Consider the following 22,556-nt stretch of genomic DNA (forward strand, 5'->3'; position numbering starts at 1 on the left):
CGTGTCAGGATTTTTCGTGCGAGGCCGTCATGGGCTAAGGTTCTACTCGTTCCGAGCGGACCTGGTCCGTGAGGTCACGGGCTGTGGCGCAGCTTGGTAGCGCACTTGACTGGGGGTCAAGGGGTCGTGGGTTCAAATCCCGCCAGCCCGACGAAAAGCCCGGTATCACGCGGAAAGTGGTACCGGGCTTCGTCGTACACGCAGGCGGGAGGACTGACATGGACGTGCGATGGGACACGGGCACCTGGACCCATGAGCCGGCTGAGGTGCGCCGTGAGGGGGAGGACCTGCTGGTTACCGCCGTCGAGGGCTCGGATGCTTGGCGGACCACCTCGTACGGCTTCATCCATGCCTCGGAGCACGGTCTGCTGGCGCCCTTTGAGTACGGCACGGCCGTTGAGGTCGAGTACACCGCGGCTTTCTCGGAGCAGTTCGACCAGGCTGGCCTGTTCATCCACCGCTCGCCCTCACGCTGGGTCAAGGCTGCCACGGAGTACGCCGACGGCGTGCTCAGCGCTGGCGCCGTCGTCACCAACGGCTGCTCTGACTGGTCTCTGGCCCAGGTGCCGCAGTGGCTCGGTCAGCGCGTCCGTATCCGTGCCAGCTGGACCGACGACGCCGTCACGATCCGTGGTGGCGTGGTTGGGCAGCCGCTGCGGCTGCTGCGCGTCTTCCCCCTCGAACGGGCTGACGACGTCGCCGCAGGGCCCCTTGTCTGCGCGCCGACCCGCGCCGGGCTCACGGTCCGATTCCACTCCTGGCGCGTGAACGACGCCGACACCTCGCTGCACCCGGACTCCTGAGTGCAGCAGCGCATGGGCTCCAGGCCTAGGAAGCCGAGCCGGCGGAAGGGGCGTCAGGCTGGTCCACTGCGGCGAGCAGGGCGACCCGGTAGTCGTAGGCGTACGCCCGCTCGCCGTCGTCGTCCCCTGCCCGCGAGTGGCGCCGGGAGGCCTCGATCGCCCGAGAGATGAGCGCGGTCACGCCCTCCTGGAAGGCCTGGGCCTCCTCGCGCGTCAGCCGCAAGGGGCCGTCCGCCCGCAGGCCGGGCAGCCCCAGCGCCTCAGTAGCCTCCAGCCGTGCCACGGAGAACAGCTCCAGGATCTGTGCCGCCTCGGCCTGCTCGAACTGCGCCACCACGGCCTCGCCACCGGGAAGCTGCCGGATCGAGGCCGGGTCGAAGGACAGCCCTGTCCAGTCCGGGATCACCCACCAGGTCTCGCGGCCGTCGCCGCCCTCGGTGGGCACGTGGCGCTGCGCGACACCGGCCTTCTCCAGGGCCCTCATGTGGTAGGACACCGAGTTCGCCGGCTCGCCGACCGCCTGGGCGACGTCGGAGACCCGCATCGGCTCTCCGTGCACCATGGTGCGCAGGATCTTGGAGCGGATGGGGTGGGTGAGGAGGGTGAGCAGCCTGGCTGCCTCCTCGGCCGGCACGGGAACCGGCTCGCTCCACGCGGCGGTGTGGGACTGATCGGCACCACCCTGGTGCGCACCTGTGCTCACAGCCCGTCCTCCCCGTGCTCCGACGTCGGTGCTCAGTGCACCCTGCGGGCCTCATCGTATGCGTCACCTGCCTGAGGTGGCACCACGGTGCGAGACACTGCTGCTACCCACCGGTCCGGCCGAGGCAGCTCGCGAATCGACCTGCTTGAGGCCAGGACGCCAGCCGCTGCCGGGAAGAGCACGCAGGTCAGCGCGAGCGTGGTGGCCGAGCCCAGCTGCGTCAGTCCGACCCCGACCGCCGCCGGCATGAGGGCCGGCGCACACGAGATGACCAGGCCGATCGCTGACAGGGCCCGGCCCTGTAAGGCGTCAGGAATCTGGGCCTGCATGTAGCCGCCGAGCGCACCGTTGACCACCGGCAGGGCCAGTCCCACCACCGCCAGGAGCCCGAGCATGACGGGCACGTCCTGGGCGAAGGCCAGGGGGACGAGGAAGACCGCGATAAACAGAAAGCCTGTGATGATGAGCCGGCCGCTCGGCGCGCGGGTAACGAGAGGACCGGCAAAGGTCGCACCAGCGAGCATGCCGACCCCGACCGCGCCGTCGAGCAGGCCGATCTGCCAGGCGGGCGTCCCGGAGGACTGGAGGGTGAGCGTGATGCCGACCATGAGGGCCTGGATGCCGGTATTGACCAGGACCAGGGCCGCGACGATCCTCGGAAGGACCTCGATCTGACGGAAGACGGCGAAGCCGTCCAGGAGGTCAGCGATGACGGAGACCCGGCCGGAAGGGGAGGGGTCGGAGCCGGTCCCCGGGTCCTGCGACTGCTCAGGCCGAGGCCGCAGGTCCGCGCGGATCAGCCGCGTGGCGACCGCCTGGAGCAGAGGGCACAGTGCCCCGGCAAGCAGGGGCAGGCCGTAAGAGATATTGATGAGGAGTCCGGAGACAGGAGCTCCCAGGAGGTTGATCGCGGCGTCCCGGCCCTGGTTGGCCGACACGGCCCTGGGCAGGTCCTCGGTCGGGACCACTGACTTCAGGGCGGCGTCGGAGGCGGTGGAGAACAGACCCGTCAGGGCGCCAGAGACCGCGGCGACGGCGTAGAGCAGGGACGCTGAGAGCCCTGCGCACCACCATGCCGCCGCCGCGGCACCAAAGATGGTGGCGCGAGCCAGGCCGGAGACAGTGAGGCTGAGCCTGCGGTCCCATCGGTCCACGAGCACGCCGCCCGGCAGGGTCAGGACGAGGCTGGCGACGGTGGACACCGTGGACACCAGGCCTGCCTGGACCACGGAGCCAGTGACGGCGTAGCCGATGAGCAGCATGGCGAAGGCCTGGATCGACCTGCCCAGCTGGGAGGAGGTGTCAGCGAGGAACCAGGCCAGGTAGTCCCGGTTGTGGTGTAGCGCAGAACGCCGCTCCTGGGCGGGAGAGGAGGTCAGCGGAGGGGTTGACGCGGGCTGCTCGTCGTTGTTCATGACAACAAGAGTAGGTCTGCAATACCATTTGCGCAATGGCGTTTGCATACTGAGGGCGGCGGCACCCGATACGCGTCGCACCGTTCGTGCGGCCCGCGATCTGGCAGCCTGGCCGGCGCCAAGTACCATGCGGCAGGTACGAACGGTGGCTGAGAGCGGGTCTCGGCAGTCACGGCGCAGGCAGGGAGGGCGGTCATGATCAAGTACCTCGGCTCCAAGCGCCTGCTCGTGCCCGTGCTGGGTCAGATATTTGCCACCTCGGGCGCCACGACGGGGCTGGACCTGTTCACCGGCACCACCCGCGTGGCCCAGGAGATGTGCCGTCAGGGGATCGCGACCACCGCCGTCGACATCGCCTCCTACTCCGAGGTCTTCGCCCGTACCTACGTCGAGCTCGACGCCCAGGCACTCACCCCCGCCGATCACGCTGAGCTGAAGCAGGCGCTGGCCCGCCTCAACGCCCTGCCGGGCGTGCGCGGCTACATCACCCGCACCTTCAGCGAGGCCGCGCGATACTTCCAGCGCGCCAACGCCATGCGGATCGACGCCGTCCGCCAGGCGATCGAGACCGACTACGCGGGCACCTGGCTCTACCCGGTCCTCCTGACCAGCCTGATCGAGGCGGCTGACGCCGTCGACTCCACCGTGGGGGTCCAGATGGCCTACCTCAAGGAGTGGGCCCCGCGCTCGTTCAGGCCACTGACCCTCAAGGCACCGCCGCTGGTGCCGGGTACCGGCCGGGCCCTGCGCGCTGACGTGCTCGACGTCGTTGACAGCCTCGACCCGGTCGACGTGGCCTACCTCGACCCGCCTTACAACCAGCACCGCTACTACACGAACTACCACGTGTGGGAGACCCTGGTGCGCTGGGACGCCCCGGAGTACTACGGCGTGGCCTGCAAGAGGCTGGACTGCCGCGATGAGGCCACGAAGTCGGTGTTCAACAAGCGGCGTCAGATGCCCCAGGCCCTGGCTGAGCTGATCGCCACCGTGCGTGCCGAGGTCCTCATCCTGTCCTTCTCTAACGAGGGATTCGTGCCCCTGGGGGAGCTGCGCGAGATGTGCCAGGTGCGCGGCGGCGCCGTCGAGGTGCTTTCCTTCGCCTCCGAGCGCTACAACGGCGCCCGCATCGGGGTCTTCAACCCTCACGGCCAGAAGGTCAGCCGGATCAGCCACACGCGCAACACGGAGTACCTCCTCGTGTGCGGCGAGCCCCAGCGTGTGGAGGCCATGACACTTAACCTGCAGGTATGAGTGACGCCATCCGCCCCCTGTCCCTGCCCGCCATTGGATTCGGAACCTACAACCTGCGTGGCCGCGCCGGGGCACAGGCCGTGACCTCGGCCATCGAGGTCGGCTACCGTCTCATCGACTCAGCCTTCTCCTACGAGAACGAGGGCTGCGTGGCTGACGGCGTGGCTGGCGCCGTCGAGGCCGGCCTGGCCTGCCGCGAGGAGATCGTGGTGACCTCCAAGGTGCCCGGCCGGTACTACGGCTACGAGCAGGGCCTGGCGGCGGTGGAGGAGTCCGTCTCGCGGATGCGTCCGATCGGCGCCATCGACCTCTACCTCCTGCACTGGCCCAACCCCGCCCAGAACAAGTACGTGGAGACCTGGAGGGCGCTCATCGAGGCTCGCGAACGTGGTCTGGTGCGCCACATCGGTGTCTCGAACTTCCTGCCCGAGCACATTGAGGGCCTGGAGGGGGAGACCGGCGTGCTGCCTGAGGTCAACCAGATCGAGTCCCACCCGTTCTTCCCCAACACCGAGCAGATCGCCTACAACGCCTCCCGCGGTATCACGACGGAGGCGTGGAGCCCGCTCGGGCGCAAGTCGGACATCCTGAGCAACCCGGTGGTCGCCGAGGTCGCCGCCGCGCACTCGGCCAGCCCCGCCCAGGCGATCCTGGCCTGGCACGTGGCTCGCGGCGTGACCGCCATCCCAAAGTCCTCCACCCGGGCGCGCCAGGAGGAGAACCTCGCCTCCGCCTCGCTGCGCCTGACTCCTGAGGAGATCGGCCGGATCACGGCGCTGGGCGATGGTGGCCACCGCTTAGCCGGCCAGGATCCGGCCACCTACGAGGAGCTGTAGCACCGGGCACCGGTGGCGTAGGGAGGCTGGCGGATCTGAGAAGATCCCACCATGCGCACTGCTGACGCCCCGACCCCTCGCTCCGTCATCACTCCCTTGCGTCCAGGCACGCCGGCCGCAGACGCCTCCCGCCTGCGCCTGGTAGTCACCGACATGGACGGCACGCTGCTCGACGGCGAGGGTCGGGTGCCATCGGGCCTGGCTGAGGTCGTGGCTCGTCTGCGCGAGCGCGGGATCGTCTTCTGCCCGGCCTCGGGGCGTCAGCTCGCCAACCTGCGCCACACGCTCGGCGAGCTCGTGGCGGACACCGCGATCATTGCCGAGAACGGCACGATCGTCGTCGACGGCGACCGCGAGCTTTTCCGCGATACGATCACGCGCCAGCAGGCCGTCACGGTCATCCAGACTGTCCGTCAGCTCGCGGGCCCTGGCCACGGGCTCGACGTCGGAGCAGTCGTGGCCACCCCGCAGGTCGCCTACGTCGAGCGCACCGATGAGAGCTTTCTGGCGGAGGTGGACACCTACTACGCCTCGCGCCAGGTGGTGGCGGACCTGACTGCGCTGAGCCTGGACGACGTCCTCAAGGTCGCGGTCCACGACTTTGTTGACGCCGAGCGCCTGTCCGCACCCCACCTGGCCGCTGCCGCCCCGCAGCTGCAGACGGTGGTCTCAGGGCTGCACTGGACCGACCTCATGTCGGCGAAGGCCTCTAAGGGGCGGGCCCTGGCCATCCTCCAGCAGCGTCTGGGCGTCACACCGGCACAGACGGCTGTCTTCGGGGACTACCTCAATGACGTCGAGCTCTTCGACGAGGCGGAGATGACCTTCGCTATGGCCAACGCCCACTCGGACGTGCTGGCTGCCGCCCGGTTCCAGGCGCCGGCTAACACCGAGCAAGGAGTCCTGCGCGTCCTGGAGGAGCTGCTCAGGGCCGAGGCCTGAACGCCGATCCCAGCGCCTCCACGGCCTGGGTACGGAAGGCGCGCATCTGCGGCGACCAGGTGCAGAAGTCCGCACCGTGGTACATCCCGGGCTCCACGTGGACGGTGACCGGCACGTCGCTTTGTTCCAGACGGCGGGCGTAATCCAGGTCCTCGTCAAGAAAGAGGTCGAGGTCTCCCACGCCGATCCAGGCCGCCGGCAGACCAGCAAGGTCCTGACAGCGGGCTGCCGCTGCCCAGGGCCGAGTCTCCTCCTCGCCCGCGGGGTGCCCCAGATAGGCCTGCCAGCCCTGCGCGTTGGAGCGAGCGGTCCACACAAACTCGCCGCGGCCAGGGACCTCCTGGCCTCCGGCACCGGTTCGGTCATCGAGCATGGGGTAGATGAGGAGCTGGAAGACCAGCGGCACTCCCGCGTCCCTGGCACGCTGGGCCACGCAGGCGGCCAGGCCGCCCCCGGCGCTGGCACCACCCACGGCAAGACGCTCAGGATCAACGCCAAGGTCTGAGGCGTTCTCATGCAGCCAGGCCAGGGCGCCGAAGCAGTCGTCGATGGCCGCGGGGTAGGGGTGCTGAGGCGCCAGGCGGTAGTCGACGCAGACCACGAGGCATCCCAGGTCAGTAGCCAAACGAGAGCACAGGGCGTGGTCCTGGGCGGGGGACCCACCCACGAGCCCTCCGCCGTGGATCCACACAAGCGCACCGCTACCAGCCTGCTCCGCCCGGTGCGCAGTCTCATAGAGCCATGCGCTGACGGGACCCTGCGGTGTGCTCAGCATGCGGCGGGTGCCGAGCCCGGCAGGGGTGAACAGCTCCTGCGCCTTGCTGGCCCGCTGAAAGAGGTTGCCGGGACGCACCGTGCCCGGCTCACCGTCCTGACCCCGGCCCAGAACCAGCAGCGGCGCACGCAAGCCTGGCTGGACACGAGCCAGGTCCCCGGCCAGGGACCGTTGCCTGGCCACCACGCCGACGGCGCCGAGTCCGGCCAGCCCCGAGAGTACCAATGCGGAGACGGCTGCGGCCCGAGTGCGCTTGGACATGGTGATCCTTCCTGGGGTGTCTTAGTCGACGTCGAGGATGTGCTCGATGTCCACGTCAGGCACGCCCGCGCGCAGCGCATCCAGGGCGCGCCGTTCCTTCTTCGTGGGCCGGCCGGCACCCCGGTCGCGGATGATCGCGGCCGGTGCGTCCAGGGGAGAGGGACGTGGCGCGGAGAAGTCGGCGTAGGCACGCCGTGCTACGGGAGCACCGACCCTCTTGAGAAGAATCTGAGTGACCAGGAGGATTCGGTCAAAGCCGTCCACCCGGTAGCGCACCTCGTCCCCGACGACGACGTGCTGGGCAGGCTTGACAGGCTCCCCGTTGACCCGTACGTGCCCGGCCTTGCAGGCTGCCGTCGCAGCTGAACGGGTCTTGCACTGGCGCACCGCCCACAGCCACACATCCACCCTGGCCGAGGCGGGTCCGCCGGACTCGGCCGCCGCAGCCAGTGCCTGTGCCCGGACGGTCTCCTTGCTCACCATGGCGGCATCCTAACGACGGCGCCGGTGCCACAGCAGGAGCGCTCCACCTGTCAGGGCCAGTCCCAGTCCCAGTGGCAGGGCGACGGGAGGACGGGCAGTGGCCCTCGCCAGCACCCCAGGACGTAGTCCTGACAGCTGCTTGAGCCATGAGACCTGTCCATCGCCTGCCTGCGTGCAGCTGCCCAGCACCTCGGCCAGCGCCTGGCGGTCGGCGTCAGGCACACCAAGGCGGTAGGCCGCCAGGACGGAGACGAAACGCTGGGCGTACTCGCAGCGGAACCCGGGATCCGGCGGCCACCAGCCCGAGCCGCTCGCCGTCGTCCAGGTACCAGTCTCACTCGTACCCACGGGGCAGGTGGCGGGGCCGCACGCACCCTTGGCGCTGTTGGCCTCGCCGTCGACCGCCAGGAGGTTGAGGGGGTCATTGGCTACCAGGAGCCTGGTGCGCTGGTCCCAGGCCCAGGCGCCGTGGGCGTAGAGGTAGTTGAGAGGGACCACGTGGTCGATCTGGACCGCGGCGGAGGTGTTCTGTCCACGCTGGAAGGTAATCTCCTTGCCGGTATAGGGATCGTGCAGCACTCCGGTCCACACCGTCGCGTCAGGACAGACGCTCGCCCCCTCGCCCCGCCCCTGGTCAGCCGTCTGCAGCCCCGAGGCACGCGAGAAGTCGGCATCGCTCAGGTCACGGGCCAAGACCTCGTTACGAGTGTCGCACCCATCCCCGTCCACGTCCTGCCAGGCCTCGCCGAACCATCCGGTGCGCGATCCTCCCTGCGCCCAGGAGACGGCGGCCGGTGAGTCCGCCGGCAGCCGGTCCAGGGCAGCCAGAGCCTGGTCTGGTGGCAGCACGAGGGAACCCCGTTCATCCCAGGCCGTGGGCGTACCTGCCTTGCTCTGCGTGGCGGTGGACCCGGCGTAGGCCGGGCCGAGCGGCGCCACAGGCGCCAGGCCGCAAGCGAGCATGACAAGGACGGCGAGCGTGGCCGCCGTCATGACGGCCTGCCACCCATGTCGCGGCGCTGAGCGCCGCGCCGCGCCGTGGTGAGATCGGTTCATGCGGCCAGGCTAGGCCGGGGCACCGACACTCATCCCCAGCCATAGCCAGGCAGGCGACCCACCGGCCCGCCTGGGGCAGAGCCGGGTGAGATCAGGGAACGACGTACCCGGCCGCGCGGAAGACCTCGTACCACTGCTCGCGGGTGAGAGGCAGCTCGCTGCCTGCCACGGCGTCGCGCACGCGCTGCGGACTCGTGGTACCCACGACCACCTGCATCGCAGCCGGGTGACGCGTGATCCACGCCGTCGCGATCGTGTCCGGTGAGACGCCGTACTCGGCCGCCAGGCGGTTGAGCGTCTCGTTCAGCGGCAGGTAGTAGCTAGAGTTGCCCACGAACGGGCCGGTGCCGTCGCCGGACTGGAAGGGGGACCAGGCCTGGATCGTCGTGCTCGTCAGGCGGCAGTAGTCCAGGATCCCGTCCGTGCGGGACAGGGCCTGGTCGTGCTGCATGTTGAGGGCCACGCCCTCAGCGATCATCGGAGCGTGGGTGAGGGAGAGCTGCAGCTGGTTGACCAGAAGTGGTTGACGGACCGTGGCGCGCAGCAGCTCCAGCTGACCGCGAGTGTGGTTGGAGACGCCGAAGTGACGCACCTTGCCGGCGGCGTGGAGCTCGTCAAAGGCCTGGGCGACCTCCTCGGGCTCAACGAGGGCGTCCGGCCGGTGCAGGAGAAGGACATCGAGATAGTCAGTTCCCAGCGCAGTAAGCGAACGCTCGACGCTGGTGATGATGTGCTCGGCAGAGAAGTCGAACCAGCCTCCGCGGATACCGCACTTGGTCTGCAGGACCACCTGCTCGCGCTCGGAGCGGCTCCATCCCAGCGCCTGGGAGAACCTCTTCTCGCAAGCGTGGTCACCACCGTAGATGTCGGCGTGGTCGAACATGGTGATGCCGGCCTCCAGGGCCGTGGAGACGAGCTGGCGGATCTCGGCGTCAGACTTGTCCCTGATGCGCATGCAGCCCAGGACGATGTTGGAGGCGGTCAGGTCAGAGGTACCCAGTGGCAACGTCTTCATATCTCCACGATAACGACGCCGCGGTGGCCCGCACAGGCTTTTGAGCGTGTACGAGCCACCGCGCGGTGACCGGGGGAGGGACCGTGCCCTACTGCGAGGCCTGCGCCGTCTCCTGGCCCAGGCAGTGGCAGCCGTGATCAGCAGCGAAAGCCACGAGCACCTCTTCAAAGACGAGATCCGGGGTCAGCCGGCGCAGCTCCTCGTTCATGGTGGTCACAGGCTCACGCCTGGGCATGGTGACGATCTGCGGCGCGGAGCCGTCGGGTCGGGTGATCCGGACCCGCTCCTGGTCCGCGCGCTCGATGAGGTAGGTCCCGGCCTCCGTGTGGGCGGCAACCTGGGAGATCCCAGAGAAGCCAGGCACGTCCACCCGATCGACCTCGACACTGGCCTGCAGGCGCAGCCACCGGATCATCAGTGCCATGGAGGCGTTGGAGGGCTCTCCCGCCACCGCGACGCGACTGACCTGGTGATCGCGCAGCACCGGGCCGAGCGTGGCGGCCACGATGGCCCGCCACAGCGTCATCCGCGTCCACGCCAGGTCGATGTCTCCGCGGGTGTATCCGGGTGCCAGAGCTGCCAGAGCGGCCACAGGATCAGGTTGGGCCGGGGTATTGGTGATCCGCGTGCCGGCGAGCTGGCCCAGAGGGTCTTGCGCCGGGCAGCTCGGCATCGTCGTCGGCCACCAGGTGACCACAGGGACGTCGGGCAGCAGGAAGGGGACCACCAGGGTGTCGGTGTGCTCGGCGGCCTCTCCCCACGGACGCAGGACCAGCGTCTCGCCCGCCCCGGCGTCGTGGCCGACCCGGATCTCGGCATCCAGGTGGCCGGGCAGCTCGGCAGAGACGTGACCGTCTCGTGAGCGCGGCCCAGAGGCGTCCTCGCGCCCGGGCGGGGCGACGACGGCGATGACGCGGCAGGGATGGTCACGTGAGGCCCCGTGCGCGGCCTCCAGGGCCTCCTCCAGGCCGACGGCGTCAGTGGAGATGACCAGGGTGAGCACACGCGAGCTACCGGAGCCGCCCTCGACGGCAAGCAGCTCGGAGACGATGCGGTCGGTCGTCGTCGCGGTCAGGGTGGTGATCATGAACGCCTCCAGGTACGGCCGTCACGGGTGAGCAGGTCATGGGCGCTGTCCGGGCCCCAGGAGCCCGGACGGTAGGAGTCAGGCACCCCTGCCGCGGCCCAGTGCTCGATCACCGGGTCCAGGATGCGCCAGGACAGGTCCACCTCCCGCTGGTGGGGGAAGAGCGGGGCGTCGCCCAGCAGCGCGTCCAGGATGAGACGCTCGTAGGCCTCCGGCGACTCCTCGTTGAAAGAGGCTCCGTAACCAAAGTCCATCAGGACGTCGCGCAGCTCCATGTGGGTGCCCGGCACCTTGGAGGCCAGGCGCATGGTGATGCCCTCGTCCGGTTGGATCCTCAGCACGATCGTGTTCGCCCCCACCCCTGCCGTGGCAGAGGGGTCGAAGGGCAGGAAGGGTGGCTGCTTGAAGACGACGGCGACCTCCGTGACCCGCCGCGCTAGGCGCTTGCCCGCCCGGAGGTAGAAGGGCACACCGGCCCAGCGCCTGTTGGCGATCTCCAGGCGGATGGCGGCGAAGGTTTCCGTGGTCGAGTCCTGCGGCACGCCCTGCTCCTCGGTGTAACCAGGCACGGCCACACCGCCCTGGAAACCGCCGACATAGCGGCCACGGGCCGTGGTGGCGTCCAGGTCGAGCACGCCGTGGCGCGTCAGGCGCACGCAGTCGAGCACCTTCTCCTTCTCCGCCCGGACGGCCGCGGCGTCCATGGAGCTCGGCTCCTCCATCGCGGTCAGGGCCAGCAGCTGGAGCAGGTGGTTCTGGATAACGTCGCGTGCCGCGCCGATAGTGTCGTAGTAGCCGGCACGCGAGCCGATGCCAATGTCCTCGGCCATGGTGATCTGGACGTGGTCGACGTAGCCCTGGTTCCACAGCGGCTCGAACATCGTGTTGGCGAAGCGCAGCGCCAGGATGTTCTGCACCGTCTCTTTGCCCAGGTAGTGGTCGACCCGGAAGACGTCATCCGGACGCACGATCCGCCCCACCAGGGAGTCGAGCTCACGCGCGGAGTCCCGATCATGGCCGAAGGGCTTCTCGATCACCACACGGCGCCAGCTGCCAGGGGCGTCGTCGACCAGTCCCGAGGCGGCCACGCGCTGGGTGACGGCGGGGAACCAGCCGGGCGGGATGGACAGGTAGAAGGCGCGGTTGCCGCTGGTGCCCCTGCTGGCGTCCAGCTCGGCGACCACGCCGGTCAGGCGCTCATAGGCCTCGTCGTCCTCGAAGGAGGAGAAGGTCACGAATCGCATCCCCTCGGCCAGCTGCTCCCAGATGCTCTCGTGCCAGGGGGTACGGGCGTGGGCCCCGACGCTGCCACGCACGTAGGCGCGCATGTCCTCGTCGCTCCAGTCGCGCCGTCCGACTCCCACCAGTGAGAAGGAGGGAGAGAGCAGGCCACGGTTGGCCAGGTCGTAGATCGCCGGCAGCAGCTTGTGGCGGGCCAGGTCGCCGGTGATGCCGAACATCACCATGACGCAAGGATCCGCGATCCTGGGCAGGCGGAGGTCGCGGGGGTCCAGCAGCGGGTTGCTGCCAGCAGCCGCCTGCGAGGACGAGGTAGCGTGAGCGGAATCTGCAGTATCCACGTGCACCTTCCTGACGTCGTGACGACGCCCAGACCTGGGCGCCGTCGTTCAGTGTAGGCACGAGCGCTGGCCTGGTAGCGCTCCGGCGCCGGGCCCAGACAGGCGCTGTCAGTCCCTCTTCCAGCGCTACGCCTGTGGCAGACCGGGCTGACAGGGTTGGTGTCGCCTACCAGCGATAGGCTCCCACCAGAGTCGGCACCACGCCGACGGCCCGACCGACCAGCCCGTGGAAAGGCAGACCATGACCGCCACCAACGACGCCGCTCCCACCACCTTCGTCCCTCAGCCCGACTCTGCCGACATCGGCGTGTACGGCCTGGGCGTCATGGGCGCCAACCTCGCCCGGAACCTCGCCCGCCACGGGCACGCGGTGGCCGTGTTCAACCGGACCCCGGTGCGTACCGAGCGTCTCATGAGCCGCTACGCCAGCGAGGGCACCTTCGTGCCGGCCACGGAGCTCGCTGACTTCGTAGCCTCGTTGCGTCGCCCCCGTGTCGCGATCATCATGGTCCAGGCCGGAGGCGCGACCGAGGCCGTCATCGACCAGCTGCGCGAGCTGCTGGAGCCTGGGGACATCATCGTCGACGCTGGTAACACCTTCTACAAGGACACCCAGCGTCGTGAGGCCTCCCTGCGCGAGCAGGGCATTCACTTCGTGGGCATGGGAGTGTCCGGAGGTGAGGAGGGGGCGCTGCTGGGCCCCTCGATCATGCCCGGCGGCACCGAGGACTCCTACAGGCGTCTGGGCCCCATGCTGGAGTCGATCTCAGCGCATGTGGACGGCGTTCCCTGCTGCACGCACGTGGGGCCCGACGGCGCCGGCCACTTCGTCAAGATGGTGCACAACGGCATCGAGTACGCCGATATGCAGCTCATCGCCGAGGCCTACAACCTCCTGCGTCACGTGGCCGGGCTCAGCGTGGCTGAGGTGGCCGCCGTCTTTTGCTCCTGGAAGGACTCCGAGCTCGACTCCTACCTCATCGACATCACCACCGAGGTCCTCGAGCGCGTTGACCCGGCGACCGGTGAGCCCTTCGTCGACGTCGTCGTCGACGCTGCCGGACACAAGGGCACGGGTGTGTGGACGACGCAGACCGCCCTGGAGCTTGGTGTGGCCGCTCCGGCGATCGCCGAGGCTACCTTTGCCCGCGCTGTGTCCTCCTCCGCCCCGCAGCGTGCGGCGGTGCGCGAGACCGAGATCGAGGCCGGGGAGCGCGAGGTGACCTTTGAGTCCGAGGAGGACCGCCAGGCCTTTGTCGACGCCGTGCGTCAGGCGCTGTACGGCTCCAAGATCGCCGCCTACGCCCAGGGCTTCGACGAGATCGCCACTGCCTCTCAGGCCAACGGCTGGGACGTGGACCTGGGCGCGATGGCGCGGATCTGGCGTGGCGGCTGCATCATCCGGGCCCGCTTCCTCGATGACATCACCCGCGCCTACGCCGAGGAGCCCGAGCTGGCCAGCCTGCTGACTGCTCCGGTCTTCGCCTCTGCCCTGGAGGACGCGCTGCCGGCGTGGCGCGAGGTCGTCTCGGTCTCTGCGCTGTCCGGCGTGCCAGCCCCGGCCTTCGCCTCCTCGCTGGCCTACGTCGACCAGCTGCGCGCTCCGCGCCTGCCTGCCGCCCTGATCCAGGGCCAGCGCGACTTCTTCGGCTCACATACCTACCACCGCGTTGACGACCCCAGCGGCGTCTACCACGTCCTGTGGGCCCAGGAGGGTCGCGCTGAGGAGAAGTGGAACTGAGCATGACGTTCCAGCCCTCTGCCAGTGTCAGCCAGGCCCCTGACCGTCTGCCCTCGCTGACCAACCTCTCTCGCGCTGAGGCCTTGTGGCGCTCACAGGTCCTCAGCGTCCAGGAGCTCGCCGTCGTCATCGACCTCACCAGCGCTCCTGACCCACAGGCGACCGGCTTCGCCGTACGCAGCGAGCTGACCCTTCAGGTGCTCACCCCCTGCTCAGGGGCCTGGATCGACTTCCTGGGGGAGGAGGTCGTCTCGCTCAGCGTCGACGACCACCCGGTCCAGGTCTCCTGGGACGGCGCGCGCGTGGCCCTGCCGGATCTAGAGGCGGGGGAGCACCGGGTGGCGGTGGAGGCCCGCGGTCGTTACTCCAACTCAGGTCAGGGCCTGCACCGTTTCCACGACCCGGTCGACGGGGCGACCTACCTCTACACCCACTTCGAGCCCTCGGACTCGCGGCGGGCCTGGGCCTCGATGGACCAGCCCGACCTCAAGTCGCCCTTCCGCCTGACCGTCGTTCATCCCGCCGGGTGGACCGTCCTGGGTAACGGCGTGGTCGAGGAGTCTCGTCCCTCCCGTGAGCTCCCTGAGGCGGTGATGACCCGCTTCGCCACCACCCTGCCGCTGCCCAGCTACCTCACGGCGCTAGCGGCCGGGCCCTGGCACCGGGTGAGCAGCCAGTGGCGCTCGCCGCTGAGGCCGGACAGCGAGCCGGTCGAGCTGTCCTGGTCCTGCCGCGCGAGCCTGGCCCGTCACCTGGACGCCGACGAGCTGCTGGAGGTCACCGCCGCGGGCATGACCCTGTACGACGAGGCCTATGGCTATCCCTACCCCTGGGGTGCCTACGACAGCGTGCTCGTACCCGAGTACAACCTCGGGGCCATGGAGAACCCCGGGTGCGTGACCTTCAATGAGGAGGCCTATCTCTTTCAGGGCCCGGTCACCCGTGCCCAGCACGCAGGGCGGGCCAACACGATCCTGCACGAGATGTGCCACATGTGGTTCGGTGACCTCGTGACGCCCACCTGGTGGGAGGACACCTGGCTCAAGGAGTCCTTCGCTGAGAACCAGGGCACCTGGGCCCAGGCGACGGCCACACCATGGACGGAGGCCTGGGCGACCTTCGCGCTGGGGCGCAAGGCCTGGGCCTACGCCGAGGACTCCCGGCCCGCGACGACCCACCCGATCGTGGCCACCGTCGACGACGTCGAGGCCGCGCGTCAGACCTTCGACGGCATCACCTACGCCAAGGGGGCAGCGGTCCTCAAGCAGCTGGTGGCTTACCTGGGCCAGGACGTCTTCCTCGAGGCGGCCCGCAGCTGGTTCACCGATCACGCCTTCGCCAACGGCGACCTCGCCCAGTTCCTCGACACCCTCGGTCAGGCCTCTGGACGCGACATGGACGCCTGGGCGCAGGCCTGGCTGCGTACCGCCGGCCCCTCGGTCCTGACCAACGAGCTGGAGTCCGACGGCCAGCGCATCACGCGTCTGACCGTGCGTCAGGAAGGCACTGACCTGGCCACGGGTGACCCCGTCATCCGGCCCCACACGCTCGTGGTCGGGCTCTACTCCTTCGACGATGAGGGCCAGCTCACCCGGACCCACCGGCTGCCGCTGACCCTGGAGACGGCGAGCGTTGACCTGCCCGAGGCCGTCGGGCTGCCTGTGCCTGACCTCGTGACCGTCAACGACGAGGACCTGACCTACGCCGTCATCCGGCCTGACGCCGCCTCACTGGCCACGGCCCGGACCTGCCTGGCACGGCTGGAGGACCCGCTGACCCGTTCGCTGTGGTGGTCCAGCCTGGACAACCTCGTGCGTGACGGACTGCTGTCCGCCAGCCAGTACCTGTCAACGGTCCTCGCTCAGGCCGACGACGCCACCCAGCCCGCCACCCTGGCGAGCCTGCTGGGACGTAGCCGTCATGACGCCCTGGTCTATGTCAGGCCCGAGGACCGGGCGCAGACCCTGCCTCCGTTGGTCGGGGCCGGCCCCGTCCAGGACGGCTCTCCCGATGCCTGGCAGCTGCTGCTCGCCTCACCGGCCGGCTCCGATGCCCAGCTCGTACGTGCCCGCGCCTGGATCGAGGCTGCAGGGCACTCACGCCTGCTCGGCGCTGAGGCCGTGACGACGACGGCGGCCCGTCTGCGCCAGCTGGACGACGGCGGGCTGGACGGACTCACCGTCGACGACGACCTGCGGTGGAGGACCCTCATCGCCCTGGCGCGCCTGGGCGAGGCAGACCGCAGCGAGCTCGACGAGGCCCTCACTCACGATCCCACGGCCTCCGGGCGCACCCGCCACCTCCAGGCGGTCTCCTCGCTCCCGCTGACGGAGGTCAAGGAGCAGGTCTTTGCTCGTGTCCTTGACGACGTCTCCCTGAGCAACGACCATCTCGACGCTCTCATCCAGGGCTTTGCCGTGGACAGTCACCGCGACCTCACCGCCTCCTTCACCCACCGGTACCTGGCCGGGCTGGAGGCCGTGTGGGACGGGCGCGGGCAGGAGATCGCCACCCGGATCGTCATCGGGCTCTTTCCCTCCTGCGGCGACAGCGAGGACCTGGAGGCTGTCGATCAGTGGCTGTCCTCCCACCCCCAGGCGCCCACCGCACTGCGACGGCTGGTCCTCAAGTGCCAGGACGACCTGGCCAGGGCGTTGCGTTGCCGCCGGTGAGCGCCAGGCCGTCCTGTGGTCCTGGCCTGGTCTGGCGTTGTCACAGGAGGGTGTGGCAACGGTATGGTGGGGCTGACGTGGTGCGACCGGCACCACCCGACCCGAGGGGGACATGATGTCGAGCACACCGATACAGCCGGATCCCACCTCGACCCAGACCTTCGGCGCCATTGACGCCACGGACGAGCGCGAGGCTCCCCTCATCGGGCTCTCGCAGCAGGACCGGGCGGCCATCGCGGCGCTGCCGCCGGGCACCGCGCTGCTGCTCGTGGGCCACGGGCCGACGACCGGCGCCCGTTTCCTGCTGGACTCCCAGCAGACGACGGTCGGACGTCACCCGCACGCGGATATCTTCCTCGACGACGTCACCGTCTCGCGTAAGCACGCCATGTTCCTGGCGCTGGAGGGCGGCGGCTACGCCGTGCGCGACTCGGGCTCGCTCAACGGTACCTACGTCAACCGCCAGCGCGTGGAGGAAGCCACCTTGCGGGCAGGAGACGAGGTCCAGATCGGCAAGTACCGGATGAGCTACCACCCCGGTCCGTCCGTTCCCAGCGCGCAGTGAGCCCCGCCGTCCGCAAGGCAGCCACAGCGTCCCAAGCTGCCCCTCGTCCCGAGCCTGCCGACCCAGCGACCTCCTGGCCGCAGGGTGTCTCGCACGAGCCCTCGATGAAGATCGGGGAGGTCGTCGAGCATCTGCGCCCCAGCTTCCCCGCGCTGTCCATCTCCAAGGTTCGCTACCTGGAGAGCGAGGGCCTCATCCATCCCCACCGGGTGGGCAACGGCTACCGTCAGTACTCTCAGGCCGACGTCGAGCGTCTGCGCTTCACGCTGACTGCCCAGCGCGACGAGTACCTCCCGCTGTCGGTGATCCGCCAGCGCCTGGAGCAGATGGATCGCAAGCCGCCTGCGCAGGTACGTGTGCCGCGCGTGGTGGCCTCCCACGGGCGTCTGGTCGACGAGGACGCACCGGTGGACCTGGACGAGCTCATGCGTCGGACCGGGGCCAGTGAGGAGCAGATGGACGAGCTCATCTCCATCGGCGTGGTCGCCGCTGACGCCCGCGGTACCTTCCGTCCCACCGCGCTGCGCGCCGCCGAGCTGGCGATGCAGATCCACGAGCTCGGTCTGCCGCTGCGCAACCTGCGGGCCGTGCGTACCGCGGCCGAGCGCGAGGCGGACCTCATTGACCACGCCGTTCAGCACCAGCGCGGCCGCTCGGCGCAGGCTGCCGAGCAGAGTGCCGCCACGCTGGCGGGAGCCGTAGCGCGCCTGCACGAGGAGCTGCTGCGCCGCTCGCTGGAGTCCCTGGGCTGAAAGCGGCCTTCCTTACGAGCCTCATTCGCCAGACACAGCCGCAGGTGCTCCGTAGCCTTGGACACGTGCACGACATGCGTCTGGTCGCCGTCCGCTCGACCTCACCTGACGAAGGGCTTGTCGCGCTCCTGGTTCAGGAGGGTGGGCCCTCCATCCTCGCCGTGCCTGTCAGCGCCCGTGAAGGCCTGAGCCTGAGCGCGGAGGCGGGCTCGGTGGGGTACTGGCCGCCCTTGCTCCAGCGCTGCCTGGAGGCACAGGGAGGACGGCTGGAGCAGGTCAGGCTGAGCATCGACGACGACGCCGTCCTGCGTGCCGACCTCGTGCTGGCCGCCTGCCAGAGCCCCGGCGAGCAGGCTCCTGGGCGCTGCGTGCCGTGCACGCCTGGGGAGGCACTCATGATCTCCAACGGATGCGGCCTTCCTGTGCGTGCCTCTGATGGGCTGCTGCGCCTGCGGGGCGTGGACCTGGGGGAGGAGAGCATCTCGGAGAAGGTGGCCCGGTGGAGGCAGGACCTCGCGGCAGGGCCGACCGGTATCCGGTAACCACACTGCGACACGCGGGACTGGTGTGACTCATGTGACTATAGATGTGAGGTGCCACACATTGACCTTCCCGGCTATCTTCAACACTCCAGCGCCATACCAAGGAAAAGTGCCGTTACCTCAGGTCTGGCCTGAACCTCATCTTGAGATTGAGACCTAGTCGGTGCCGCAGCGCCGCGCGCCCTTCGTTGAGCAGACCCCATTCGGCCCCTATCGTGGGGTCTGCTGGCGCGGCCACCACGCCACGGTCCCACCCCACCACCCGAACCGACAGGAGCATCACGTGAGCGCGAACGAAGCGATCCGTCACGACGTCGCCCTTCAGCGCACCCAGGGGATGCTCTTCGGTGACCCGCTGCCCGAGCTCGACACCAACACCGGGTACCGGGGCCCCATCGCCTGCCGTGCGGCTGGTATCACCTACCGCCAGCTCGACTACTGGGCCCGCACCGGACTGGTCGAACCCACGATCCGTTCCGCCAAGGGCTCAGGCTCCCAGCGTCTGTACTCCTTCCGAGACATTCTCCTGCTCAAGATCGTCAAGCGACTGCTGGACACGGGCGTGTCCCTCCAGCAGATCCGCACCGCCGTCAACGCCCTGCACGAGCGGGGGGTGGAGGACCTGACCTCCATCACACTTATGAGCGACGGCGCCTCGGTCTACGAGTGCACGAGCAACGACGAGGTCATCGACCTGGTCCAGGGCGGCCAGGGCGTCTTCGGCATCGCCGTGGGCCGCGTGTGGCATGAGGTCGAGGGATCGCTGGCCGAGCTGCCCACCGACCACGCCGGTGACGTGCCGGTCGTCGAGGACGAGCTGGCCGCTCGGCGCGCGGCCAAGCGCCGGGCGATGTGAGGCAACCCCACCGTCTCAGCCCAGCCTGATCAAGGCCCCCGCTTAGTCCTGACGCTGTCCGAGGACGTAGCGACGGCGGTAGCCGTCCGAGATATCGGTGAGCGTGACCTGGATCTGCCCGTCGGCGTCGACCTCGTAACGTTCGTGAACCCGTGGCCCGTTGCCGGTACGCCTGACCTCGACCTGGCGTAGGTCGGCGTGGTCGCGCAGCCCGGCCTCGAGCGGGAAGAGGACGTCCTGGTAAGGGTAGGTGCGTCCGCAGGGCTCGCCACGCTCATCAATGTCCGCACACTCGACGAAGCGGAACCGAGCCACGTTGTGCACCGCCTGGTACTCTCGCTCGATCACCGTGGCCTGGCCCGCGCCGGCCTGGACGGAGTCAGGGCGCAGCAGCACGTCGAAGCTCGTACGCTCGCCGTTCTCTGACTCGCGGAAGACCCCGAAGCCCCGGCTCAGGCGGTCCGACAACGTCAGGCCTGACTGCGGGTCAGCAGCGATGGCCAGCCCGATGGCGGTGGAGGAACCGGGGTAGGGCGATCGGTGTACGCGCCGGCCGTAGCGCTCGCGCAAGGCTCGAGCCACCGGCGGGAAGGCGGAGGCGCCGCCGACGAGGTAGATGCCAGCCACGTGACTCAGGTCCGGGCTGCCGTCGTCGAGCCGGCTCAGCAGAGGCTCCATCACCGCGAGCGACCTGGCCACGAGCGGCGCGCAGCGGCGGTAGATCTCAGCGGTGTCCACCACGACGCTCTGCCCGCGCAGCTCGACCACGACGCGCCTGGTCTGAGGCGTCAGCCCCTCCTTGGCCTCCTGGCACTGCTCCAGCAGGTCGTCCAGCTCGGTGGGGGACAGGTCCTCCTCCTGGGTCCCGCAGCGCTCCAGGACCATCTGAGCCAGGAGGAGGTCGACGTCGTCGCCTCCCAGGTCCGGCAGGCCGCGTGAGGCCAGCACCTCGTGCCGGCCTCCCGTCACGTCCACGACCGAGCTGTCAAAGGTGCCGCCGCCCAGGTCGTAGACCAGGACCCTCGTGCGCCGCGAGGATAGCGTGTCGGAGCGGCGGTGGGTGTACTCCAAGCCGGCTGCCGAGGGCTCATTGACAACAGCCGTGACGTGGAAGCCGGCCGCCTCGAAGGCGTCCCGGGTGAGCATGCGCTGGGCGCCGTAGGCATGGGCCGGTACCGCGACGACGACGCTCGTGGTGGCAGCGGCGAGATCGACCTCAGCCAGTGCCGGCAGGGCAGCGATCTCCTCGCGCAGGTGCCGCAGGTAGCTGGTGAGGACCTCGCCGACTGCCAGCTCCTGACCGCCTAGCCGCACAGGCGTGCTCCAGGTGGTGCGGGGACTGGCCAGCAGCCGCTTAAGCGAGCGCAGCAACGGCGCGCCCTGGCGGGCGGCCTGCCGGGCCCGGAACCCGTGCACCAGGCCCGCCGGCGTCAGGGCGGAGACGGACGGCAGGTAGAAGTGGTCGTCCCCCTCGCCGTCAGTGAAGGGCAGGACGGGGTAGTTGCCCCGGTCGCTGACGGCCACGACGGTGCGGGTGGTGCCCAGGTCAATGCCGAGGGCCGCGACCTGGTCCTCGCGGCCTGGGAGGGTACGTTGCTGGCTGGTCATCTCATACTCCTGTGTGCGAGGGCCGGGGCCCGCCCTGACCCTATCCCGGTCCTGCCCGGGCGCGGGCGCCTGTCCAAGGATCAGTGACGGGCGCGCCCTCGCATGTCCATCCCAGCGTGGGCGTAGGCGCGTGGCACGGCCACCAGCGCCCAGGCTCCGCCGACCACCCCGAGCGCCGCGGTCGCCCACATGCCGGAGGCCAGACCTGCCGTGGAGGTCAGCGCCGAGACGAGGAAGGGACCCGCCGCCGAGCCGATGTTGCCGATGCCCTGCCACCATCCTAGGAAGCGCTCGCGCCCCGGGCTCGGGGCCAGGTCAGCACCCATCGTCATGACGATCCCCGAGCCGAAGCCGTTGCCAAAGCCCATGAGACAGGTCCCCAGGATGAAGCCTGTGGGCGAGGTCCACACGATCGTGACCACCAGCGCCACGCCCATGATGACCAGAGCCGGGACGATGCCCGCCAGCCGGCCGTAGCGGTCCATCCACCTGCCTGAGGGGATGAACATGGCCACGTCCACCAGGGCGCCGGCAGCGAAGGTGAGCGAGATGAGGGAGTCACTCATCCCCAGGTGCGCGCCCCACAGGGGCACGAGGACAGTCCGGTTGGTGCGTAGCAGCTGCAGGCAGGTGATGGCCACAGCGACGACTGCGGTGGCACGGTGGTCCACTCGTGACCGCACTGCCGGCGGCCGCTCGCCCGTCGCCTCCTGGCGCTGATGGGCAACCTGGCCGGTCTGCCGGCGCACCTGGCGCAGCTGGCGGTCGGGCAGGGCGCAGGCCAGCACACCCCACAGGGCGACGAAGCAGGCCAGCAGCTGCAGGACAAAGGGACCACGCCGGCCCGCTACCGCCAGCGCACCGGCACCGATCGCGGGTCCGAGCAGGACCCCCAGGCGCATCATCCCGCCCAGGAAGGACAGGGCCCTGGCCCGCGCCCAGGGCGGGACGGCGTCGGCGACGTAGCCCTGGCGCGCCAGCGCCCACAGGTTGGCCGCCACCGCCTGGGCCACGATGCCCACCACGAACACCGCCACCGCCAGCGGGCCCGGCACGGTCATCGCCAGGAGAATCCCGATCACGGCCGCCACCGCTACCGCTGTGCCCAGCACCATCGAGCGCTGCCCACCCACTCTTCCGACCAGCACCCCGGTCAAGGGGGCCGAGACCACGCCCACCGCTCCCAGCAGGCCCAGCACACCGGCTGCCACTGCGTGTGACATGCCGACGTCGGTCGCCGCCAGGACGAGCACCGGCTGGACGGCGCCGGACCCCAGGGCGAAGACGGCCGTAGGCACATAGACCGAGGGTGCCAGCGCCCGCAACAGGGCAGTGGCCGCGTCAGGCGAGCGCCGGCGCCGGCGGCGCGGGTGGCAGGCGTCGTCGGACGGGATCGGTGGACAAGGGCTCACGTGCTCATCATGAGTCCTTGGCACTGCCTCCTGCCACCGCGGTCCCGCCACCGGGGCCGGCCGGGACGAAGGCCCGGTGTCGTCCGCTCCGTGAGATATCGCACCCCCTATGGCACCGATTGGAGGTCTTCCACGCCGCCACTCGGCTCCCCGAAACCGCCACCGACTGGTAACAATTCTGTCAGGCCATGTTTACTT

Annotated in this window: 20 protein-coding genes and 1 tRNA gene; 11 read left to right on the forward strand and 10 right to left on the reverse strand. The window is 69.6% G+C overall.

All coding sequences use genetic code 11. From position 1 onward, the window contains the following. Positions 1-77 precede the first annotated feature (77 nt). Together HMPREF0058_RS10135 and HMPREF0058_RS10140 are read left to right on the forward strand one after the other, a co-directional pair. Positions 78-151: transfer RNA gene (locus HMPREF0058_RS10135), tRNA-Pro, on the forward strand. A gap of 67 nt (positions 152-218) precedes the next feature. Then, entirely contained in the window at positions 219-803 is a 585-nt protein-coding gene (locus HMPREF0058_RS10140) for a DUF1349 domain-containing protein (protein ID WP_006549701.1), read from the forward strand. 25 nt (positions 804-828) lie between these two features. On the opposite strand, the gene HMPREF0058_RS10145 is transcribed toward HMPREF0058_RS10140, so the two are convergent. Continuing rightward, entirely contained in the window at positions 829-1,506 is a 678-nt protein-coding gene (locus HMPREF0058_RS10145) for an ArsR/SmtB family transcription factor (protein WP_040319871.1), read from the reverse strand. 32 nt (positions 1,507-1,538) lie between these two features. Next, positions 1,539-2,921: an MFS transporter gene (locus HMPREF0058_RS10150; RefSeq protein WP_006549702.1), complete on the reverse strand. Its 1,383-nt coding sequence runs from the start codon at positions 2,919-2,921 to the stop codon at positions 1,539-1,541. Positions 2,922-3,116: 195 nt separating this feature from the next. Between HMPREF0058_RS10150 and HMPREF0058_RS10155 the strand changes: the two genes are divergently transcribed. Genes HMPREF0058_RS10155 through HMPREF0058_RS10165 form a run of 3 tightly spaced genes read left to right on the forward strand, consistent with a single transcriptional unit; the run spans position 3,117 to position 5,953 of the window. Beyond that, entirely contained in the window at positions 3,117-4,175 is a 1,059-nt protein-coding gene (locus HMPREF0058_RS10155) for a DNA adenine methylase (protein ID WP_006549703.1), read from the forward strand. After that, on the forward strand, positions 4,172-5,011 hold the full coding sequence (locus HMPREF0058_RS10160) for an aldo/keto reductase (protein ID WP_006549704.1): 840 nt from the start codon (positions 4,172-4,174) through the stop codon (positions 5,009-5,011). Before HMPREF0058_RS10155 ends, HMPREF0058_RS10160 begins: the two co-directional genes overlap by 4 nt. Positions 5,012-5,062: 51 nt before the next feature. Further along, on the forward strand, positions 5,063-5,953 hold the full coding sequence (locus HMPREF0058_RS10165; protein ID WP_024036381.1) for an HAD family hydrolase: 891 nt from the start codon (positions 5,063-5,065) through the stop codon (positions 5,951-5,953). Here the strand turns inward: HMPREF0058_RS10165 and HMPREF0058_RS10170 are convergent. From HMPREF0058_RS10170 to zwf, 6 genes are all read right to left on the reverse strand, one after another. Next, entirely contained in the window at positions 5,937-6,989 is a 1,053-nt protein-coding gene (locus tag HMPREF0058_RS10170; protein ID WP_006549706.1) for an alpha/beta hydrolase, read from the reverse strand. The two genes, HMPREF0058_RS10165 and HMPREF0058_RS10170, sit on opposite strands and share 17 nt — an antisense overlap. 21 nt (positions 6,990-7,010) lie before the next feature. Beyond that, positions 7,011-7,472 (reverse strand): RNA-binding S4 domain-containing protein, encoded by a 462-nt coding sequence (locus tag HMPREF0058_RS10175; protein WP_006549707.1) that lies wholly within the window; start codon positions 7,470-7,472, stop codon positions 7,011-7,013. Between the two features lie 9 nt (positions 7,473-7,481). Continuing rightward, positions 7,482-8,465: an HNH endonuclease family protein gene (locus HMPREF0058_RS10180; protein ID WP_006549708.1), complete on the reverse strand. Its 984-nt coding sequence runs from the start codon at positions 8,463-8,465 to the stop codon at positions 7,482-7,484. A 154-nt stretch (positions 8,466-8,619) separates the two neighbouring features. After that, on the reverse strand, positions 8,620-9,543 hold the full coding sequence (locus HMPREF0058_RS10185; RefSeq protein ID WP_006549709.1) for an aldo/keto reductase: 924 nt from the start codon (positions 9,541-9,543) through the stop codon (positions 8,620-8,622). 88 nt (positions 9,544-9,631) lie between these two features. After that, entirely contained in the window at positions 9,632-10,630 is a 999-nt protein-coding gene (locus HMPREF0058_RS10190; protein ID WP_006549710.1) for a glucose-6-phosphate dehydrogenase assembly protein OpcA, read from the reverse strand. Next, the gene (gene zwf / locus HMPREF0058_RS10195; RefSeq protein ID WP_006549711.1) at positions 10,627-12,210 is read right to left on the reverse strand and encodes a glucose-6-phosphate dehydrogenase; all 1,584 of its coding nucleotides are present in this window, start codon (positions 12,208-12,210) and stop codon (positions 10,627-10,629) included. The genes HMPREF0058_RS10190 and zwf overlap by 4 nt, the downstream gene beginning before the upstream one ends. Positions 12,211-12,451: 241 nt before the next feature. Here zwf and gnd point away from each other — a divergent pair, with 241 nt between their 5' ends. The 6 genes from gnd (at position 12,452) to HMPREF0058_RS10225 (ending at position 19,338) form a co-directional block, all read left to right on the forward strand. Beyond that, positions 12,452-13,951, forward strand: a complete 1,500-nt coding sequence (gene gnd, locus HMPREF0058_RS10200; protein WP_006549712.1) for an NADP-dependent phosphogluconate dehydrogenase — start codon at positions 12,452-12,454, stop codon at positions 13,949-13,951. A gap of 2 nt (positions 13,952-13,953) precedes the next feature. Further along, positions 13,954-16,623, forward strand: coding sequence for an aminopeptidase N (pepN, locus tag HMPREF0058_RS10205; protein ID WP_006549713.1), 2,670 nt, complete (start codon positions 13,954-13,956; stop codon positions 16,621-16,623). Between the two features lie 115 nt (positions 16,624-16,738). Continuing rightward, positions 16,739-17,188: an FHA domain-containing protein gene (locus HMPREF0058_RS10210; RefSeq protein ID WP_024035921.1), complete on the forward strand. Its 450-nt coding sequence runs from the start codon at positions 16,739-16,741 to the stop codon at positions 17,186-17,188. 104 nt (positions 17,189-17,292) lie between these two features. Further along, a complete protein-coding gene (gene ftsR / locus HMPREF0058_RS10215) occupies positions 17,293-17,940 on the forward strand; it encodes a transcriptional regulator FtsR (protein WP_006549715.1) in 648 nt (215 codons plus the stop codon). 65 nt (positions 17,941-18,005) lie between these two features. Beyond that, positions 18,006-18,482 (forward strand): DUF151 domain-containing protein, encoded by a 477-nt coding sequence (locus tag HMPREF0058_RS10220; protein WP_050765692.1) that lies wholly within the window; start codon positions 18,006-18,008, stop codon positions 18,480-18,482. A 337-nt stretch (positions 18,483-18,819) separates the two neighbouring features. Then, a complete protein-coding gene (locus tag HMPREF0058_RS10225) occupies positions 18,820-19,338 on the forward strand; it encodes a MerR family transcriptional regulator (RefSeq protein ID WP_034235498.1) in 519 nt (172 codons plus the stop codon). Positions 19,339-19,380: 42 nt separating this feature from the next. On the opposite strand, the gene HMPREF0058_RS10230 is transcribed toward HMPREF0058_RS10225, so the two are convergent. Together HMPREF0058_RS10230 and HMPREF0058_RS10235 are read right to left on the reverse strand one after the other, a co-directional pair. Beyond that, on the reverse strand, positions 19,381-20,946 hold the full coding sequence (locus tag HMPREF0058_RS10230) for an Hsp70 family protein (protein WP_006549719.1): 1,566 nt from the start codon (positions 20,944-20,946) through the stop codon (positions 19,381-19,383). Positions 20,947-21,026: 80 nt separating this feature from the next. Next, positions 21,027-22,358: an MFS transporter gene (locus HMPREF0058_RS10235; protein ID WP_244901984.1), complete on the reverse strand. Its 1,332-nt coding sequence runs from the start codon at positions 22,356-22,358 to the stop codon at positions 21,027-21,029. Positions 22,359-22,556: the final 198 nt, after the last annotated feature.

Source organism: Actinomyces urogenitalis DSM 15434 (assembly GCF_000159035.1).
GTDB classification, from domain to species: Bacteria; Actinomycetota; Actinomycetes; order Actinomycetales; family Actinomycetaceae; genus Actinomyces; species Actinomyces urogenitalis.

What these genes read in the sequence shown, in the direction of transcription:
- gnd (WP_006549712.1), top strand. Translation starts at nt 12,452, where the DNA reads ATGACCGCCACCAACGACGCCGCTCCCACCACCTTCGTCCCTCAGCCC.
- HMPREF0058_RS10180 (WP_006549708.1), bottom strand. Translation starts at nt 8,465, where the DNA reads ATGACGGCGGCCACGCTCGCCGTCCTTGTCATGCTCGCTTGCGGCCTG.
- HMPREF0058_RS10175 (WP_006549707.1), bottom strand. Translation starts at nt 7,472, where the DNA reads ATGGTGAGCAAGGAGACCGTCCGGGCACAGGCACTGGCTGCGGCGGCC.
- HMPREF0058_RS10170 (WP_006549706.1), bottom strand. Translation starts at nt 6,989, where the DNA reads ATGTCCAAGCGCACTCGGGCCGCAGCCGTCTCCGCATTGGTACTCTCG.
- pepN (WP_006549713.1), top strand. Translation starts at nt 13,954, where the DNA reads ATGACGTTCCAGCCCTCTGCCAGTGTCAGCCAGGCCCCTGACCGTCTG.
- HMPREF0058_RS10230 (WP_006549719.1), bottom strand. Translation starts at nt 20,946, where the DNA reads ATGACCAGCCAGCAACGTACCCTCCCAGGCCGCGAGGACCAGGTCGCG.
- HMPREF0058_RS10150 (WP_006549702.1), bottom strand. Translation starts at nt 2,921, where the DNA reads ATGAACAACGACGAGCAGCCCGCGTCAACCCCTCCGCTGACCTCCTCT.
- ftsR (WP_006549715.1), top strand. Translation starts at nt 17,293, where the DNA reads ATGAAGATCGGGGAGGTCGTCGAGCATCTGCGCCCCAGCTTCCCCGCG.
- HMPREF0058_RS10140 (WP_006549701.1), top strand. Translation starts at nt 219, where the DNA reads ATGGACGTGCGATGGGACACGGGCACCTGGACCCATGAGCCGGCTGAG.
- HMPREF0058_RS10190 (WP_006549710.1), bottom strand. Translation starts at nt 10,630, where the DNA reads ATGATCACCACCCTGACCGCGACGACGACCGACCGCATCGTCTCCGAG.
- HMPREF0058_RS10155 (WP_006549703.1), top strand. Translation starts at nt 3,117, where the DNA reads ATGATCAAGTACCTCGGCTCCAAGCGCCTGCTCGTGCCCGTGCTGGGT.
- HMPREF0058_RS10160 (WP_006549704.1), top strand. Translation starts at nt 4,172, where the DNA reads ATGAGTGACGCCATCCGCCCCCTGTCCCTGCCCGCCATTGGATTCGGA.
- HMPREF0058_RS10225 (WP_034235498.1), top strand. Translation starts at nt 18,820, where the DNA reads ATGCTCTTCGGTGACCCGCTGCCCGAGCTCGACACCAACACCGGGTAC.
- HMPREF0058_RS10185 (WP_006549709.1), bottom strand. Translation starts at nt 9,543, where the DNA reads ATGAAGACGTTGCCACTGGGTACCTCTGACCTGACCGCCTCCAACATC.
- HMPREF0058_RS10210 (WP_024035921.1), top strand. Translation starts at nt 16,739, where the DNA reads ATGTCGAGCACACCGATACAGCCGGATCCCACCTCGACCCAGACCTTC.
- HMPREF0058_RS10165 (WP_024036381.1), top strand. Translation starts at nt 5,063, where the DNA reads ATGCGCACTGCTGACGCCCCGACCCCTCGCTCCGTCATCACTCCCTTG.